At 35.7% G+C, this 15235-nt stretch carries 12 protein-coding genes; 3 read left to right on the top strand and 9 right to left on the bottom strand.

Annotation, left to right across the window (positions count from 1 at the left end):
• Window positions 1–17: 17 nt before the first annotated feature.
• Window positions 18–1292, top strand: a complete 1275-nt coding sequence (locus GGR42_RS14825; RefSeq protein ID WP_245201484.1) for a DUF3570 domain-containing protein — start codon at window positions 18–20, stop codon at window positions 1290–1292.
• On the opposite strand, the gene GGR42_RS14820 is transcribed toward GGR42_RS14825, so the two are convergent.
• On the bottom strand, window positions 1278–1931 hold the full coding sequence (locus tag GGR42_RS14820) for an ATP-binding cassette domain-containing protein (RefSeq protein ID WP_167965615.1): 654 nt from the start codon (window positions 1929–1931) through the stop codon (window positions 1278–1280). The genes GGR42_RS14825 and GGR42_RS14820 overlap by 15 nt on opposite strands.
• A gap of 318 nt (window positions 1932–2249) precedes the next feature.
• Window positions 2250–3275 carry a glycoside hydrolase family 16 protein gene (locus GGR42_RS14815; RefSeq protein WP_209024000.1) on the bottom strand — a complete coding sequence of 342 codons (1026 nt, stop codon included), beginning with the start codon at window positions 3273–3275 and terminating at the stop codon, window positions 2250–2252.
• Between the two features lie 101 nt (window positions 3276–3376).
• Here GGR42_RS14815 and prfA point away from each other — a divergent pair, with 101 nt between their 5' ends.
• Together prfA and pyrF are read left to right on the top strand one after the other, a co-directional pair.
• Window positions 3377–4453 (top strand): peptide chain release factor 1, encoded by a 1077-nt coding sequence (prfA, locus tag GGR42_RS14810; RefSeq protein ID WP_167965613.1) that lies wholly within the window; start codon window positions 3377–3379, stop codon window positions 4451–4453.
• Between the two features lie 8 nt (window positions 4454–4461).
• On the top strand, window positions 4462–5283 hold the full coding sequence (gene pyrF / locus GGR42_RS14805; protein WP_167965611.1) for an orotidine-5'-phosphate decarboxylase: 822 nt from the start codon (window positions 4462–4464) through the stop codon (window positions 5281–5283).
• 3 nt (window positions 5284–5286) lie between these two features.
• Here pyrF and GGR42_RS14800 read toward each other — a convergent pair whose 3' ends face one another.
• From GGR42_RS14800 to purU, 7 genes are all read right to left on the bottom strand, one after another.
• A complete protein-coding gene (locus GGR42_RS14800; RefSeq protein WP_167965609.1) occupies window positions 5287–5481 on the bottom strand; it encodes a hypothetical protein in 195 nt (64 codons plus the stop codon).
• A gap of 210 nt (window positions 5482–5691) precedes the next feature.
• Complete coding sequence (locus GGR42_RS14795; RefSeq protein WP_167965607.1) at window positions 5692–6498, bottom strand: hypothetical protein; 807 nt, start codon at window positions 6496–6498, stop codon at window positions 5692–5694.
• A 23-nt stretch (window positions 6499–6521) separates the two neighbouring features.
• Window positions 6522–8243: a SusD/RagB family nutrient-binding outer membrane lipoprotein gene (locus tag GGR42_RS14790; protein ID WP_167965605.1), complete on the bottom strand. Its 1722-nt coding sequence runs from the start codon at window positions 8241–8243 to the stop codon at window positions 6522–6524.
• Window positions 8244–8267: 24 nt separating this feature from the next.
• Window positions 8268–11504, bottom strand: a complete 3237-nt coding sequence (locus tag GGR42_RS14785; RefSeq protein WP_167965603.1) for a SusC/RagA family TonB-linked outer membrane protein — start codon at window positions 11502–11504, stop codon at window positions 8268–8270.
• Window positions 11505–11734: 230 nt separating this feature from the next.
• A complete protein-coding gene (locus tag GGR42_RS14780) occupies window positions 11735–13264 on the bottom strand; it encodes a helix-turn-helix domain-containing protein (RefSeq protein ID WP_245201483.1) in 1530 nt (509 codons plus the stop codon).
• 340 nt (window positions 13265–13604) lie between these two features.
• Entirely contained in the window at window positions 13605–14312 is a 708-nt protein-coding gene (locus GGR42_RS14775; protein WP_167965601.1) for a DUF4197 domain-containing protein, read from the bottom strand.
• Window positions 14313–14379: 67 nt separating this feature from the next.
• Window positions 14380–15231, bottom strand: coding sequence for a formyltetrahydrofolate deformylase (gene purU / locus GGR42_RS14770; protein ID WP_167965599.1), 852 nt, complete (start codon window positions 15229–15231; stop codon window positions 14380–14382).
• Window positions 15232–15235 lie beyond the last annotated feature (4 nt).

Genomic DNA, 15235 nt, shown 5'->3' with positions numbered 1-15235 from the left:
TATAATCAATTCTTATATTGAAAAATTTCTTTTTACTTCTATGTCTTTTGGTTACGATGTATGGGTTTTCTCAAGCAGGAGACACTTCATACAAGAAAAGAGTTTTGGAAACAGCCGAAGTGGATTTGCTTTTTAGCTATTATGGTCAAGATGGCCAAAATGCGGCCGTGACAGGGGGAGAAGGGACGGAGAAGCTTACGGATGCCACTTCCAGTATTGTGGTCAATTTGCCCATGAATGCCGATGATGTTTTAACAGTTGATATTGGTATTTCTGCTTACACATCAGCATCATCCAGTAATGTAAATCCGTTGGATGGTAATGATAATGTGAGTCCATATATAGAATCTTCAGGTGCCTCTCGGAGTGATGTGTTGACTTACTTTAAACCAACCTATCAACATACATCAAATGATAGAAATTCCATTATGGGGGCTAATCTATATGTGTCCACGGAATATGATTATTTTTCTTTTGGTTTTGGTGCAAGTTTTACACAATTGTTCAATGAAAGAAATACGGAAGTTTCAATAAGTGGACAGGTGTATTTGGATAAATGGAACTCCCAATATCCTATTGAGCTCCGTAGCGGTTTTTTTGATGAAAGAGTAACTGGGACTGGGACCTATGACCCAGGATTCATTGCCTTTTCAGATGAAACTAGAAACTCATATTCCTTTTCATTTAGTTTTGCCCAGATATTAAGCAAAAGATTACAGGGTGCCTTATTTATGGATTTGGTGTCTCAAAACGGTTTGTTGAGCACGCCACACCAGCGAGTATATTTTGGTGATGCAAATGATTTTTTTATTGATGATTTTCAATTGGCAGATGATGTAGAACGTTTGCCAGATAGTAGGTTTAAAGTACCTATTGGAGGAAGACTTAACTATTATCTTAATGATTTATTTGTTCTTCGCAGTTATTATAGATATTACTATGATGATTGGGGAGTTGCCTCACACACAGCGAGCTTAGAAGTGCCGGTAAGATTAAACGATACTTTTACGGTGTACCCTTCGTATAGATATTATACACAAACTGCCGCCGATTACTTTTACGCCAAGGAGGATGCCTTGTCCACTTTGCCATTTTATACTTCAGATTATGATTTGTCCGAGTACAATGCTCATCAATATGGAATTGGTATTAGGTATAAGGATATTTTTACAAAAGCCAAAATACTTACCTTTGGGCTTAAAACCTTAGATTTAAGATTTAGCATCTACGACAGAAGTGATGGACTGAATGCAAGTATAATTACTTTAGGAACTACTTTAGTTGGGAATTAAATAACCTTCGTTTTCTAAGTCTTCCCTTGTTACTATTAATTTTGAATACCCATTTTTTAGAAAATAAATAGAATCACTTATTTCTAAAATATCCCTATAAAAGTGATCGGTTAGGATTATTAATTTTTCCTTTTTTAAAGATTCCATGAGGGATTTAAATTTTTCAATATAAATAGGGGCGATAAAAGAAAAGGGCTCATCCAAAAGGATGATTTGTTTTGATGAACATAAAGTTAGATACGTTTCAATAACTCTAAGTTCTCCAGATGATAATTCATTGATTTTTAGATTTTTGTATTTTTTAAAACTAGTAAAAGTACCTGTAAATTGTTCCCAGTTAAGTTGATACCACTTAAAGGCTTTAGAGAGTTTTAATGAATTTGGCAACAATTTATTTTGAGGTAAATAACCTATTATGTTTTTTGTGAATAATTTACTTTTTTGATAGGTGCCATCAATTCTAATATTTTTATACTTTGGGAGTAAATCACCAAAAATGATACGCAACAAAGTTGTTTTTCCACACCCATTTCTTCCTAAGATTCCAGTAATTTTTCCTGTTTCCGCCCTTAAATAAATGCTGTGGATAATTTTTTTATCGTTGTAACTTAGTTCTATGTTGTCTACTTCTAATATCAAAACAATTTCATTAAATAGTAGATGGGAACAAAGATTGAGAGGTCGATAAATAAAATCGACAAAAACAGCACTTCCTTTGAAATTCCAAAATTTTTGTAGAAGACAATTTTTTGTTGCCGAGTGGTTTCAAAATATAAAAAATAACCTAGTCCAAAGAGAATTACTTTAGATACGACAATTGCAAAAATTGATGCTCCGCCAAACGAAAAAAGAATAAAAACTAGTATGGAAGGCATTAAAAAAAATCTATAGAAATAAAGACCTAACCTATAAGTTTTAATAGCTAAGAATGGACTCATTTAAGTGGAATTTATGCTTTTATTCTTTTTCTTGGAACACTCTTATATAATCCACAATTAAAAATTGAGGAAATACTGTTGCACTGTTTGGGTCACCAGGCCAATTGCCACCAACAGCCAGATTTATTAGAAAATGGAATTCATTTTGAAATTCATTTAGTTCTACCGGAGTAATGTCAATAACATTAAATTCAATATCATCTATATACCAAGTGATGGTCTCTGGTGTCCAGACGATAGAAAAAACATGAAACTCTTCTTTAAAAGTTTGGTCTGTTAAAGAATAACTTTGCCCATAACTAGCATAGTTTCCAACGTTGTCCCAATGAACTGTGCCATGCACGGTTTTTTCCCTTCCTTCGCCGCCAATCATTTCCATGATGTCAATTTCTCCACACGCGGGCCAACCAACCGAGCTTATGTTTTCTCCCAACATCCAAATAGCTGGCCATATTCCCTGTCCTTCGGGAAGAGAGGCCCTTACATCCACACGCCCAAATTGCAGCGTAAATTTACCTTGGGTGTTAATCCTTGAAGATGTATAATTTTTTGAATTGAAGGTTTGCTTTTTTGCTTCAATGATAAGATAACCATCTTTAACAGTTGTATTTTCCTTGGTATAATATTCTAGTTCATTGTTTCCCCAACCACATATATCAGGACAACCATCTCCGATTTGAAAATTCCAATAAGTTTCATCCAAACTCGTTCCATTAAATTCATCTGCCCACACAGCATTTAAATTTTCATAAGTTACTGGAGTGGTATAACCCGTAGTGGGAATACTCAATGTATTTTCAACCGGAACATCCGCTTTGGGCGTATCATCCATGTCATCATTATTGGAAACATATCCTAAAGGTTTTTCGCATTCAGAAACCGAGACTTGAGGGTTTCCTAATCCATCTCCATCACTGTCTTGGTACCAATTCGTTTTTTGGCACTCACTATTGGAACACGACCCTAGGGCAAACAAGGTTAAAAGAGCGATATATTTAAACTGATGGGAAAGAGTTTTAACTCTTGTTCTATTGGATAAAATCATAAAAAAATATTATTTAATATTTCAATATAGGGCTTTCTTTAATAAACATACAGATAGGTGGTTCAAAAAATTGTAAATTCGCAGCTAAGTGTGGTTAGAATATGATTGACAAATTAAATATAGTTAAGCAACGTTTTGATGAGGTTTCAGACCTAATTATTCAGCCTGATATTATATCAGACCAAAAGCGTTATGTTCAATTAAATAAGGAGTATAAAGATTTAAAAATTTTGTGTGATAAGCGGGACTTATACCTTGAACTCACCAATAATATATCGGAAGCAGAGGAGATTATTTCTGATGGTAGTGATGAAGAAATGATAGAGATGGCAAAAATGCAATTGGATGAAGCAAAAGAGGCCATACCAAAGTTGGAAGAGGAAATTAAGTTTTTACTGATACCAAAAGACCCTGAGGACGCCAAAGATGTGGTGGTGGAAATACGAGCTGGAACTGGAGGAGATGAGGCCAGTATTTTTGCTGGTGATCTTTTTAGAATGTACACTAAATATTGCGAATCCAAAGGATGGAAAACGAATGTTATAGATTTAAGTGATGGTACCAGTGGTGGTTTTAAAGAAATACAATTTGAGGTCACGGGAGAGGATGTTTATGGTACTTTAAAGTTTGAAGCGGGAGTGCACAGGGTGCAACGCGTTCCACAGACTGAAACACAGGGTAGGGTGCATACGAGCGCCGCCACCGTAATGGTGCTGCCAGAGGCAGAGGATTTCGATGTCCAAATTGATCCAAAAGATGTACGTATAGATTTTTTCTGTTCATCAGGTCCTGGAGGTCAATCTGTAAATACGACCTATTCGGCCGTACGTTTAACGCATATACCAACAGGATTGGTAGCTCAATGTCAAGATCAAAAGTCTCAACATAAAAACAAGGATAAAGCTTTTAAAGTATTGCGTTCCAGATTATATGACTTGGAACTTGCCAAAAAACAAGAAGAGGATGCAGCTAAGAGGAATTCACAAGTAAGTAGTGGTGACCGTTCTGCAAAAATTAGAACCTATAATTATCCACAAGGTAGGGTAACAGACCATAGAATTGGTTTAACGCTCTATGACCTGCAGAATATTATCAATGGAGATATTCAAAAAATTATAGATGAATTAATGCTTGTTGAAAATACCGAGAAGTTGAAAGAGGCTTCTGAAATATTCTAAAAACTTAGATGACTACCAAATTTCTTATTGAGCAAATTCACAAAAAGAAATCTTTCCTATGTATAGGATTAGATACAGACTTAGATAAAATCCCTTCTCATTTATTAAAAGAAAAAGACCCTATTTTTGCTTTTAATAAGGCAATCATAGATGCTACACACCACCTTTGTGTAGCCTACAAGCCTAACATAGCATTTTATGAGGCATATGGAATAAAGGGATGGCAAGCCTTGGAAAAAACCATTGAATATTTAAATAAAAACTATCCCGAACAGTTTACCATAGCTGATGCCAAAAGAGGGGACATAGGTAATACTTCTACAAGATATGCAAAAGCCTTTTTTGAGGATTTAGGGTTCAATTCAATTACCATTGCTCCTTATATGGGCAAGGATTCGGTAGAACCCTTTTTAACTTTTGAGGATAAGCATACTATTTTATTGGCTTTGACATCCAATCAAGGAGCGTACGATTATCAAACCAAATTGATAGATGGTAAGGAATTGTATAAAATAGTATTGGAAACTTCCAAAGGTTATGAAAATGCTCAAAACCTTATGTATGTGGTAGGGGCGACAAAAGCTTCTTACTTAACAGACATTAGAAAGATAATCCCATATAATTTTTTGCTGGTTCCAGGAGTAGGTGCCCAAGGAGGTAGTTTAGAAGAAGTTTGCCGTTATGGTATGACCAAAGATGTGGGATTGCTAATAAATTCTTCCAGAGGAATTATTTATGCATCAAACGCAGAAAATTTTGCCCATGAAGCTGCAAATAAAGCAAAGGTGTTGCAGGTCAAAATGGAAAAAGAATTAAAAGCTTTAGTTTAATTATTAAACCAAATTTTCTAGCATTTTTTTTACCTTGATTGCTTTAAATTCAAAAAAATTAGCCAACTTTTGATCAACAGATTTTGTTGAAGATGCTTTGTCCATAAAATTTCTATATTGATATTCCAATAAAGAAATTGCATGTGCTCCACTTGTTATGGGCGTCACGGCTCCTACTTTACAATATTGCTTTTCCATAGTCAAATCTTTGTTCTTACAAATATACGCGCCAAATGAGGTTTTAGATGTTGATATCATAGTAGGAACAACTAAAAAGTGGGTATTTTATCTAATTTTTAACAAATTGGCCATGAATATGATATTGAAAGCGCCCTTCCTAAATGATTTGGTTAAAAAATATGGTGTAATTGTTTGAACAATTACACCATATTCAGAAAGGTTTACAAATTAATTAATACATGGTGCAGGCCCAGGACCAAAAGGACCCCTAATATCACCATCCGGTGTTTGTATAGTATAAACATGTTCTTCTTCAAAGGCACCACTTGTGTATGAAATCAAAAGTTCCGATATACCGGCCGGTACATCAACTATATGTGTTGCTGCAGAGGCTTGTCCTGCCGAAATTGTATAGTTTGTTGCCACCCCATCAATTTCAAAAGTTACAAAAGCACCATCCCAGCCATCACCATAAAGGTCTTGCATCTCCACAGTCCATGTTCCCGCTATAGTGGCATCTGTTATGGGCGAGCATTTAACCAAGACTATGAAATTGAAAGCTTGCCTTTGTTCTTGTTGGCCGGTAATACTCCCTGTAAAGTTTTCAAAGGTGAAAACTGAACCATCGGTTCCCGTTGATGTACCCAAGAATCTTATGAAGTCCCCTCCAGATATTTCATCTGTGGTTATGCCTAAGCCCGAAGCTATATCTGCAAAAGGAATGGATATTTCACTAGGAAAACTGGTAACGGTGGTCAGCGGAATTGTATCACTTGCAACACCACCAGATTCCCTGCTTACACTCAAGTCCCATGAAGCCACATTGTTATCCAAGGCGTCTACGGTTGCATTAAAAGTACTAGTTCCAATGTCACCCGCAGCAACAATTGTTTCTTCCACCAAAATCCTAACATAAGGTGCTTTTATTTCATCTCCACCCAAAAGGTTAAGTGGGTTTTTATCTTCTTCTTCACAGCCTACGAAGGTGATGGTTATTAATAGTAGACCTATAATTGATTTAACTGTTTTTTTCATTTTTTTGGATTTATATTATTATATCAATCTACAAAGCCTTCTGGGTTTGTATCCCAAAAAACAGGGGTGCTTGGGGCCTGCTTTTGGGTAATGTTTGTGTTACTATCGGCAGCTGTTTGTGGGTACCAATTTGATCTTAAGAAAGTTCCAGAGTCTTCTAAAAAGAATCCAGGAGTTAGATTGTCCGGCTGTCCAGTTCTTCTATATGTATTATAAGCCTCTATGCCATTTCCCCAAAGGGCAATAAAATATTGCTCAACAATTATGCGTAACTTATCTGTATCTGAGCCAGCATCAAATGCATTAAGAACGTCAGAAATGTGGTCATCGATTTGGGTTGCGGTCGGTACAAATCCTGTACCCGAAGCCAATGTTGAACCAAAAGCCATAACCTTATTTATAGATTCTCTTATTCCATTTTCTAAATATGTTCTTGGGTTTCCCGTTGTACCCAAAGTAAGTGCTGCTTCTGACAGCATAAAATTTGTGTATGAGGATAACATTAGAGGAGATATACCTGCTCCTGCCAAACCTTCGTTCACCGCTGCTGAACCGGCAACATTTCTAAAAGAGTCATCATCAAATGGACCACCTACAGGATAAACACCAAATACAGTCCTAAAAGCTTGATCAGGAGGAATACCGTCATTATCCAAATGATTTCTTCCCCAAAGCCCATCAAAACCATTAATGTTTGGAACCAAACAATAAGGTTCTTCCGGAGCCCACCAAGAAGGGGTTGAGATTTCCGTAACACATTCTTTTGTTACTACATCTGCTCCAGAAAAATCGCTCACTTGCCTGTAGAAATAATATCTTATTCTTGGATCCACACCACCATATTGATTTGCCAGCAAATTCATGTAATAGTTGCATTGGTAGAAATCGGAACTTGGTCCGGCACCATCAAAGTTGGCTGTAAAATAGGGGTGCCTACTATCTGGAGCGGCATTACTGGTAGCCCATTGAAACTGAAAGTCCTCACTGGAATCCAAAATCAATTGATTGCCTGCAATGAGGCTATTTATAACTGATGTGGATTTTGACGCACCGAACCCCCCGTCATTTGCTAAACGTGATTGAAGGTAAAGTTTTAAACGCATGGTATTGGCAACTTTTATCCATTTGCTTTCGTCTCCTCCATAAAAAAGATCATTGGTGGGTAATACTATTTCCTCCTTGTTCAGATTTTCTATCGCATTTAATAATAGCTCATCTGCAGCCGTGTAGACCGATGCCCCTGAATCTAGAATAGGATTCAATATACCTTCTCCACCTCTGACGGCTTCTGAATAGGGAATATCTCCAAAAAAGTCTACCATAGACATAATAATATATGCTTCTAGTACTTGTCCTATTGCAATATGAGTATATTGTCCAGCTTCTTCTGCCACAGGATTCATTGTTCTAATATCTATTAGTGCACGGGCATAAACATTGTCCCATACGCGATCAAAATCTGTTGGGTCATTTAGCTCACGGTAAGTTGGCCCTCCTCCGTTGAGCATTCTAACGGGTTGCATTCCAAATTGGCTTAGGCCATTTTCATTGCGATCTTCCTCACCTGAATGGATTTCTGCAACTTGCTGCTGTATTTGATTTAGGAAAAAATCAACGCTAGCTTGGGATGGATTCAATTCATTGGGACTGGGCACTACGCCAAGTTCAGTTGTTTCACAACCTACCAGGAAGAGGATAGATATATTGGTTAAAACTAAACCAAATGATTTAAATATTTTTTTCATAATATATTATTTTTGTTTTAACAATTAGAAAGTAGCTCTAAGGGTAAACCCATATCTTCTTGTGGATGGTCCCGTTATAAAATCAATACCCTGTCCGTTACCTACTCCTGTACTAGAGGCATTGGTGTCGTACTTTAGAGTGCTTTCAAAATTTACAGCTTTGTACCATAAATTTGACCCAGATAGGGTAAAGGACATGCTGCCAAAAGGAGTATCCTTTAAAAAGCGCTTAGGCAAGGAATATCCCAATGAAGCTTCTTGTAAGCGAATTGTGGTTCCATCAAAAACACTTAATTCATTTATGTCACCACCAAAGAAGGTATTGAAACCAAATTCTGTAGAACTTATTGCCACATTATTTGGAGTGCCGTCTGCTTGTACTCCCGGCAGAACATAATTGGACTCTCTATTAATGGGATTGTCCGCATCCACTGTTCCACGACCTATTAAGGCGGCCGAGGTAACAGAATAAATATCTCCTCCATGACGATATTGTAGGTTGGCCGACAATGAGAAGCCCTTATATGTAAAGGTTGGAATCAAGGCTGTTGTCCAATCTGGGTTGGGGTCTCCAATTTCAGAGATGTTGTTGTCAACAAGGTATAGCCCGTTCCCTCCTACAATTCGATTTCCATTTGCATCCCTTAAGAATGTTGTGCCAAGGAATACCCCAAAAGGTCTCCCTTCAACTGCATAGTTAGCAGCTTCCCCTGCAATTGCATTCGTTAAGAGAATGTTATTGGTGCCTTCGGCTAAATCCGTAACAATGGTTTCATTTGTGGTAAAATTACCAGCGATGTTGAAATTGAACCCATTATTGTTTCCTTTGATTATGTCAAGGTCATAATCTACTTCAACTCCTTGAGATTGAATCTCTCCAATATTTACAAAAGTGCTCAGAAATCCTGTAGAACTATCCAATGTTCTATTGGTTATTAAATCTGTGGTAGTTTTATCATATAGACTTACATTTAAGTTTAGTCTGTTGAATAATCTGGTATCGATACCAATTTCCAATTCTTCAACTCTTTCAGGTACTAATTCTCTATTTCCAAGAGCATCCGAAACCGTATTTCCTGAAATAACATTACCATTTATATCAACAAGGTTACGTGCACCTAGTGTTAGAACATCTCTAGTATTGAATGGTGTTGGAAAACCGGCAGAAGAGCCATAACCGAATCGTAGTTTTAGGTAATTAAGTCCATCCCCTTTTATGTTTTCAAATGCTGTGGTTGGAACAAATGAAATACTTGCACCTGGGTAAAACAATGAATTGTTCTCACTTTCTAGAGTTGATGACCAGTCATTTCTGCCCACTACATTTAAATATAAATAGTCCTTATAACTTAATGTGGCATCCAAATATACCCCAACCAAATTTTCTTCAAAATCCTGATTGAGATTTGTAGTAGAAAAGGAATTTATGGATGATGGGGTGGTGAAGTTAAAGTGCTCTAATACCCCAAAAACCAATTGCCCTGTACTTTCAATTCCATCTTGAGCATAAACATCACGTCTGCTATTGGCTCCCAGTGTGGCTTTTAAGTTTAAGTTTTCCGAGATGTTTTTGTCAGAACTTAAAATTAAATCATGGTTGAGTATGGAGTTTCTAACAGATATAGTTCTTAAAATCCCCAACGTAGGTCCATCTACACCCCCTTTGTTTTGACCATAGGAGTTTAATTCGGTATATGTGTCGAGACCATACCTGTATGAAAGGTTTAACCAATCATTTATTTCATAGCTAAGAGACATATTACCAAGAAATCTATCCGTATTTTGTGTTGTTTTTGAATTAGCAACTGTCCAGTATGGGTTTTGAATATCGTTTCCAGAACGATAATATAAACTTCTACCATCCACAGCTTGAAAAGGTAGATTTGTTAAATCCACACTTCTCGGGGTGTAGAGTACATCACCAAAAATTGCAGACCCCTGAAAGGCGGCACCACTACCTGTACTTACCGCGTTTGGTGGGGATTTATATCCTGTTTGTATAAAATTGAATATCCCGGATACGGTAAGTTTGTTGGATAATTGTGCATTACCACCAATACTGAAATTATTTCTCAATAATCTGTTTCCTGGTGTTACCCCTGAGTCTTCAGTGCGTCCATAATTGGCATTGAAGTTTACTTTTTCTGAGCCACCACGAACATTTATGGAAGTGGTAAACACATAGCCGGTTTTAAAAAAATCTTTAACTCCATTATAAGGCTTGTAGGGATAAGGGTCATCCAATAAATCTTCATATCCAGCAATTAGTGTTGGGTCTGCAATGAAATTAAATGGATGGCTTAATATTGCAATTCCATTGGCCCCTCCTATAAACTGCCCTGCATTTGCAATTCCGTCATCATCTGATCTGTCGAATCTTGGTCCCCAGTTACTAAAAAAGTATCCAAAGCCTTGGTGAAAACCTCCACCATAATTATTTTGATATTTTGGAATGATTGCTGTGGAAGCGAACACCGATTGACTAATAGTGACTTCATTTTTACTATTGGTGTCTCCAGAACTTGAGTTTTTGGTAGTAATTAGAATTACACCATTTCTTCCTCTATTTCCATATAGTACAGTTGCACTTAACCCTTTAAGTACACTGACATTTTCAATAGTGTTTGGGTCAATGTCCAAAAATCTACTAGACTCTGTATTGCCATCTAAAAAATCTGATTGGGTATTAGTGCCAGAATCGAATGGAATACCATCTACAATGAATAGAGGTTGGTTGGATTGGGTTGCAGATGAGTATCCCCTAATGATAATATTAGTTCCGGATCCAGAAAGACCATTGTTAGATGTTATGTTTACACCTGCCACTTTACCACTAAGTACCCTTCCAATATCTGCTTCAGGCCTAGACTCTACTAAATCAGATTCAACTGTAGTCACAGAGTACCCTAAAGACCTTTTTTCCCGGATAATACCTTGGGCTGTAACTACAACTTCCTCCAGCACCTGTGCATCTTCCTGCATTTGTATATTTATAGTATTTTCTGTGGATACTACTACCTCTACAGTTTCTTGGCCTATATATGAGAAATTTAAAGTTTGTCCCACACTGGCTTGAATGGAGTAATTTCCATCAAAATCGGTCTGAGTTCCTATAGTGGTATTTTTAACCAAAATATTGACCCCTGGCAAGGGTATTCCACTTTGATCGGTAACCGTGCCAGAAACGGCCTTTTGTTGTGCATATGCCATGGAAAAACCACATATAAAAAGCATAAACAACCATTTGCATCTTTTTTTCATACGTATAATTATTTAAGTTTTAATGTAAATGGCAGCCCTGACGTTGATAGCTAATTCAAATAATTACTCTAAAAAATGAAACATGAATATTTTTCATTTAAGTATGAGCAAAATAGTGCAGGGCTGCTTTACATTTACCGTTAGTTAATTACTCAAAGTAAAGTGCAAGGTGGGTATTTGTGGGAAAGACTTATAAACATTTACTCTCCCGAAGAAAGATTACGCTAAATTTACATCTGTGGCTGGAAGAAAGTCCTTTGGTATTCACTGGGAGTTAACAATGTATCCTTTTTAAAGGCTTTGTTGAATGTAACTTTGTTATTGTATCCCACTTCATATGCAATATCTATTATATTAAGGTTCCTATTATAATCATTGCTCATAATTTCTTTAGCTTCTTGTATTCTATACTTGTTTACCAGTTCGTGAAAACTCATGTTAAAATGTTCATTGATAACCTGTGAAGTATTATGCCTTGTTGTATTTAATCTATCGGAAAGAACATCAAGACTAATTTGGTTTTCTCTATAAATCTTATCAACATCAAACAGGTTAATTAAACTTTCTTTTAATTCATAGGAAAGACTCTCGGTTAAGCCAGATTTTTCATATTTAAAAATTAGATTATTGCCATATGAATATACCCCATTAAATACTTTGGGCTGTACATTGGCAGAGTACCCAACATAAAGAACCATTATGGCCATGGTCACAATTTGTGAATGATAAAAAAATCCGGAAGATATATTGTTACTAATAAGAAGACCATAAACTGTATAGCAGACTATATATATAAGATGAATACCGTAGATATTGCGCTGCCATGTTCCACTTTTCTTATCCAAATCTTTATTTTCCTTGCTCTTTAGATAAAGTTTTCTAATATGGAATCCATAAATAACCAGTGATACCCATTTTAATGCAACAATAATAGAAACAGCTGCCGAATCAGAAGGATTTAATCCATTCCGTACTCTATTCAACATTAGTTCTAATTTAGCGGCCCCGGACATGGAATATATAGGTATAATGTAAATAAGGAAAAGAAGGGTAGGGATAAGGTGTAACAAATCTTTTGTTTTGAATTTGTATTCCTGTGTAATCCTTTTAAAATAAAAGTATAATAATGGCCCATATAGGAAAGAAAAACAGGTAGACATTAAATAGGAATGGGGAAATTGATATTGGTAATTGGTTATGTTAAGACTAATGTGGAGTATAAAAAAGGAATGAATAAAAACGAAACCTCCAATAAGTATTTTTGCCCCAGCATCTATTTTTTTATTAAAATTTAAAACAGTAACAATAAAAAAACCAATCATTGCTACATAAAAGTAAAGAAATGACCATATACTGACCTTTGGGACATATTTCTTTACAACAGATCTATAGCTTTGGGTATTTTTAATTGGTGCAAATCCTTCATGTTCCAAAAATGAGGTTTTGAAATCTGCCATTAAATACTGTTCTATGTAGTCGGCAGATTTAATGGAATCTAATAGAGCTGCATGGCTGAGAGCCATTTTTTTTAATACATGAGCCTCATTTTCATCATGATTGCTTTCAATCTGCTCATATAACGTTAGTGCCTCTGAAAATTTTTGTTCATGATAAAATTTATCTGCGTTAATTAATACAATACTGGTTGAAGGATTAATTTTAGTAATACTTATTTTGGCTATTTTATCCTGTGGGGAATGTGGAGTAACTGAATTGCTCAGGAATATTGATAATAAGGAGAGGTAGATTTGTAGTCTCATTATTAGGTAGAATTAGCTATGTTCAAATTAGGAAATATATATATTTAAAACCTTATTTTTTTCATAAAATAAGGAACTCCCGATAATACTTTACCTTTAAAGATAGTAAAATAACCTTGTAAAGGGTACAAATTGGGGTATAAAAAAACCGGTGCTCCCACCGGTTTTAAAACTAACTAACTCAAAAAATACTAACTCAAATAATTCTATGTAAAAGTCTAAAATTGACTATTGCTTCGTGTTAAATAAACATTAGCAATATATTACTATTGCCTTGCTTTTAAATTTTAACGAATTAATTTTCAAGTTATTGTGGGAAGCCTATTAAATATTGAACATTTTAATCTTGCAATGAAAATACTTTTCTCAAAAGGTCTGATGTTCTCGAAGAAATGTTTGTTCTAATCTCTTTCTCTTCTATTGCAATCATGGTGTAGACACCATTCAAAGCTTCTTTTGTGACATAATCTGTTAAGTCCGGATTAACATTATTTGTCAATGGAAGACTATTGTATTTTGTTATAAGATTGGCCCATATCTTATCTGCGCCAACTTTCTGAAATGAATTTTGAATAATAGGGTTAAATTTGTAATACAGGGCGGTCTCGGTTGAGTTACTTAGATACATTGTTGCTGCATCATCACTACCAAGAAGTATGTTTTTTGCATCAGAAAATGTAATTCCTTTAATAGCATCAACAAATATAGGCGTTGCCTCACCAACAGCATCTTCCGCCGCTCTGTTAAGGATTTTAAGCCCTTCATCTGCCAGATTGCCCAATCCAATATCCCGTAAAGTTTTGTCTACTTTTTGTAGCTCTTCTGGCAACATTATTTTTACCAGTTCATTTTTAAAAAAACCGTCTTCCTGGGTAAGTTTGGATACCTGCTGAGATATTCCAAGATTAAGAGCTTCTTTTAGCCCATTTGCTATTTCAGCATTTCCAATAGTTGTTCCTCCTTGAGGCAATTGATTTACTATGTCTTGTAATTCTCCACAAGAGATGAGTTGAAAAAATAAAATGAAGGTAAATGTTCTTTTGATCATGCGATTAATGTTTTTCCAAAATTAGGAATTAAACAATTAACATGGCATAAAATGGGCAAAAGTGGATTTAGGAAAAGATAACTGTCTTATTATTGTAGACCATAGTTTTTCTCCTTATGTGTAGTTTTACCCCTCTTGAAAGAACAATTTTTTCGAGATCTCTACCTTTTGCAATAAAATCTTTAATACTGTGAGAATGGGAAACTGCGGTAACATCTTGCTCTATTATAGGGCCAGCATCAAGCTCCTCGGTCACATAGTGACATGTAGCACCGATAATTTTAACTCCTCTTTCAAAAGCAGCATGGTATGGTTTTGCACCGGCAAAAGCAGGTAAAAATGAGTGATGAATGTTTATTATTTTATTGGGATAGCAATCAATAATTTTTTTGGTAACTATTTGCATATACCTTGCTAATACCACAAAGTCTACCTTATGGTCTTTCAACAGCTTTAATTGCTGGTTTTCTGCTTCTTTTTTTGTAGTCTTTGTTACTGGAATGTGATAAAACGGAATGTTAAATTGCTCTGCTACATATTGTAAATCATTGTGGTTGCTTATGATAAAAGGAATTTCCACCTCTAATTCACCAGAGTTGAACCTGCTTAACAAATCATATAGACAATGGTTGTATTTAGAAACAAAAAGAGCCATTTTAGGTTTAATTCCACTGCTGTATATTCTCCACTTCATTTCATATTTCGTGCCCAAATTTTCACCAAACCCATTCCTAAAGTTTACAATAGAAAAATTCGGAGCGTCAAAATCACTTTCCAATCTCATAAAAAAGACACCTACCTCTTTGTCCACATGCTGGTCTAGGTATATAATATTGCCATTGCTTTCATGTATAAAATTGGTGACATCACTTATGATTCCAGATTTATCTGGACAGTGTATAAGAATAGTGGTTTTCAAAATA

This window comes from Saonia flava (assembly GCF_011927795.1).
GTDB lineage: Bacteria > Bacteroidota > Bacteroidia > Flavobacteriales > Flavobacteriaceae > Saonia > Saonia flava.
This window is presented reverse-complemented; position numbering and strand designations above follow the sequence as displayed.

Excerpts from the sequence above, each read along its gene's own strand:
- GGR42_RS14815 (WP_209024000.1), bottom strand. The coding sequence starts at position 3,275 with ATGATTTTATCCAATAGAACAAGAGTTAAAACTCTTTCCCATCAGTTT.
- prfA (WP_167965613.1), top strand. The coding sequence starts at position 3,377 with ATGATTGACAAATTAAATATAGTTAAGCAACGTTTTGATGAGGTTTCA.
- pyrF (WP_167965611.1), top strand. The coding sequence starts at position 4,462 with ATGACTACCAAATTTCTTATTGAGCAAATTCACAAAAAGAAATCTTTC.
- GGR42_RS14800 (WP_167965609.1), bottom strand. The coding sequence starts at position 5,481 with ATGGAAAAGCAATATTGTAAAGTAGGAGCCGTGACGCCCATAACAAGT.
- GGR42_RS14795 (WP_167965607.1), bottom strand. The coding sequence starts at position 6,498 with ATGAAAAAAACAGTTAAATCAATTATAGGTCTACTATTAATAACCATC.
- GGR42_RS14790 (WP_167965605.1), bottom strand. The coding sequence starts at position 8,243 with ATGAAAAAAATATTTAAATCATTTGGTTTAGTTTTAACCAATATATCT.
- GGR42_RS14785 (WP_167965603.1), bottom strand. The coding sequence starts at position 11,504 with ATGAAAAAAAGATGCAAATGGTTGTTTATGCTTTTTATATGTGGTTTT.
- GGR42_RS14780 (WP_245201483.1), bottom strand. The coding sequence starts at position 13,264 with ATGAGACTACAAATCTACCTCTCCTTATTATCAATATTCCTGAGCAAT.
- GGR42_RS14775 (WP_167965601.1), bottom strand. The coding sequence starts at position 14,312 with ATGATCAAAAGAACATTTACCTTCATTTTATTTTTTCAACTCATCTCT.